Below are 2,186 nucleotides of genomic sequence, written 5' to 3'. Positions count from 1 at the left end.
CGCGGAGAGATTCTCTGGTTCAGTACCGATCTGAACGGTGCACCGCTGGAAATTACCGATGAAAGCGGCGAACTGCGCTGGAGTGGGCACTACGGTAGCTTCGGTGACGTCGCCCGGCAGACGGAAGGTTTTCACAAAATCGCGCAGCAAACTGCCCTACACCATCAGCCACTGCGCTATGCCGGGCAGTACGCTGACAACGAGACCGGACTGCACTATAATCTGTTCCGGTATTACGATCCGCAGNTGGAAATTACCGATGAAAGCGGCGAACTGCGCTGGAGTGGGCACTACGGTAGCTTCGGTGACGTCGCCCGGCAGACGGAAGGTTTTCACCGCCTTGCACGGCAGGCAGCCCTTCACCATCAGCCACTGCGCTATGCCGGGCAGTACGCTGACAGCGAAACCGGACTGCACTATAATCTGTTCCGGTATTACGATCCGCATGTCGGACGATTTACCGTGCAGGATCCGATAGGGCTTAAAGGCGGCTGGAATCTTTATCAGTTTGCACCGAATCCGCTGGGGTGGATTGATCCGTGGGGGCTTAATAATGAGAATATTGGTAGTGAAAACAATCCTTTCTCTACTTCAAGAGCTGCGCGAAGAGAAGCAATGAGGCAGAGTGGTATTCCAACTAGCCAGCAGCCCCTTAGCCAGTCAATAAATAACTCTGGCCGAGAGTATTCCTATGAAGCTCAAAAACCGGGGGGAGGCACAGGAATGACATCAGTCCAGGAGCAAACGATGGACATCAGCCACCCTGATAAACCGCACTGGGAAGCGGGAGCAGTAAAAACTGATGATGCTGGCAACCCGCGAATTAATAAATATGGTCGCCCACAACTCCGTAACGGAAAGGGTAAAGCTTATTATGCAAAAGGTACATGTAAATGAATGAACTAAAACAAAAAAAAGATTTTTTATATAGAAAAGCACAAGGCAATTTACTCAAGGATAAGTATTATAAAAAAATTGAGTCTTTAACACTTAACCCCGTAAACACCTCAAACTTCATGAGTCTTGAAGATACTGACTTAATAATAAAAAAACTAAATGAAAAAGAAGAAATATCAAGAAAAAAAATAGAACTGAAAAATATGTACACTCTAATTAATTCAGCGGGAGAAAAAACAACCAAAAAAAAATGTTACATGCTATTAGATGAAGAATGGAAATTTCTTGGAGCTTACAAAATTGATGGTATAATATATATTAACTCTCATTATGATTTTGAAAAAATGGAGTCAGATGAAATAAGACTAATAGCAGAAGACTTTTCATTTTACATTCAAATAGATTATGATTTCAATGAAATAACCTGTGAATTTTTTATTTATAAATAATCCCCACAGCGGCGATTTCAGTCAATATAAAGCTGGTTTGCTTAATCTGGCTGAAGAATCCAGCAATGTATCGAAAACCTGTAAAATCATGGGCGTTTCACGTGATACATTTTATCATTACCGCGAATTGGCCGATTAAGGTGGGATACTTACAGTATAACCGCCTGGGCCAGCCGCTCAGTCAGACCGGCAGCAACGGCGTCAGCCGACGCTGGCACTATGACCCGAGAGGCAATTTGCTGCGTCTGGAAAACGGCAACGGCGGTGAGTACCGGTTTAAGTATGACCCGACAGGCCACCCGTTGAGTGAAGTCCGCTCGGACCACACAACCCGGCAGATGGAATGGAACGACCGGGACTGCTTACCACTCTTATGGAAAGCGGCAGACCGGACAACGATGGCGGCATCCCCCGCCGCATGCAGACGTTCAGCTATGACAACAGTGGCCTGCTGACCACACGAAAAACCCGCGATGCTCAGTACCATTACCAGCGTAACAACAGCGGGCAGCTTACCGGCCTGACGCGCACGCCGACCGCTGATAGCGTGGAAAAAGGAATTGAAGCGGATGATATTCAGTTTACCTTTGACGCGACAGGAAACCTGCTCAGTGAGCAGGGGGTGAACGGTGAGCTGCATTCTGCGTATGACGTTCTGGGTAATTTTACCGCGCTGATCCTGCCCGGCGGGCAGCAGATAAGCTGGCTGCACTACGGTTCCGGTCACGTCAGTGCCATCCGCTTTAATCAGCAGACGGTCAGCGAATTTACCCGCGACCGCCTGCACCGGGAGGTGTCCCGCACTCAGGGAACCCGTGAACAGACCCGCCAGTATGACAG

The 2,186-nt window shown here is 48.1% G+C and carries 2 protein-coding genes and 2 pseudogenes (1 of these 4 running past the window's edge); all 4 read left to right on the top strand.

Features of this window, described 5'->3' with window-relative positions:
• Positions 1–897: RHS repeat-associated core domain-containing protein (locus tag A1830_RS23780; RefSeq protein WP_304439240.1), on the top strand; the 897-nt coding region annotated here is incomplete at its 5' end.
• Positions 894–1,346, top strand: a complete 453-nt coding sequence (locus A1830_RS09255; RefSeq protein WP_067704998.1) for a hypothetical protein — start codon at positions 894–896, stop codon at positions 1,344–1,346. The genes A1830_RS23780 and A1830_RS09255, both read left to right, overlap by 4 nt.
• A pseudogene (locus A1830_RS21355) lies at positions 1,324–1,482 on the top strand (helix-turn-helix domain-containing protein); the annotation flags it as partial. The gene A1830_RS09255 and the pseudogene A1830_RS21355, both read left to right, overlap by 23 nt.
• Before the next feature lie 19 nt (positions 1,483–1,501).
• Positions 1,502–2,186 (top strand): annotated as a pseudogene (locus tag A1830_RS23310) (type IV secretion protein Rhs) (its annotated part continues 276 nt past the right edge of the window); the annotation flags it as partial.

It is taken from the genome of Erwinia sp. ErVv1 (genome assembly GCF_900068895.1).
Classification (GTDB): Bacteria; Pseudomonadota; Gammaproteobacteria; order Enterobacterales; family Enterobacteriaceae; genus Erwinia.
Note: the sequence above shows the minus strand (reverse complement) of the source record. Positions and strands in the feature narration are given on the sequence as shown.

Coding starts and splice junctions, on each gene's coding strand:
- A1830_RS09255 (WP_067704998.1), top strand. CDS start 894: ATGAATGAACTAAAACAAAAAAAAGATTTTTTATATAGAAAAGCACAA.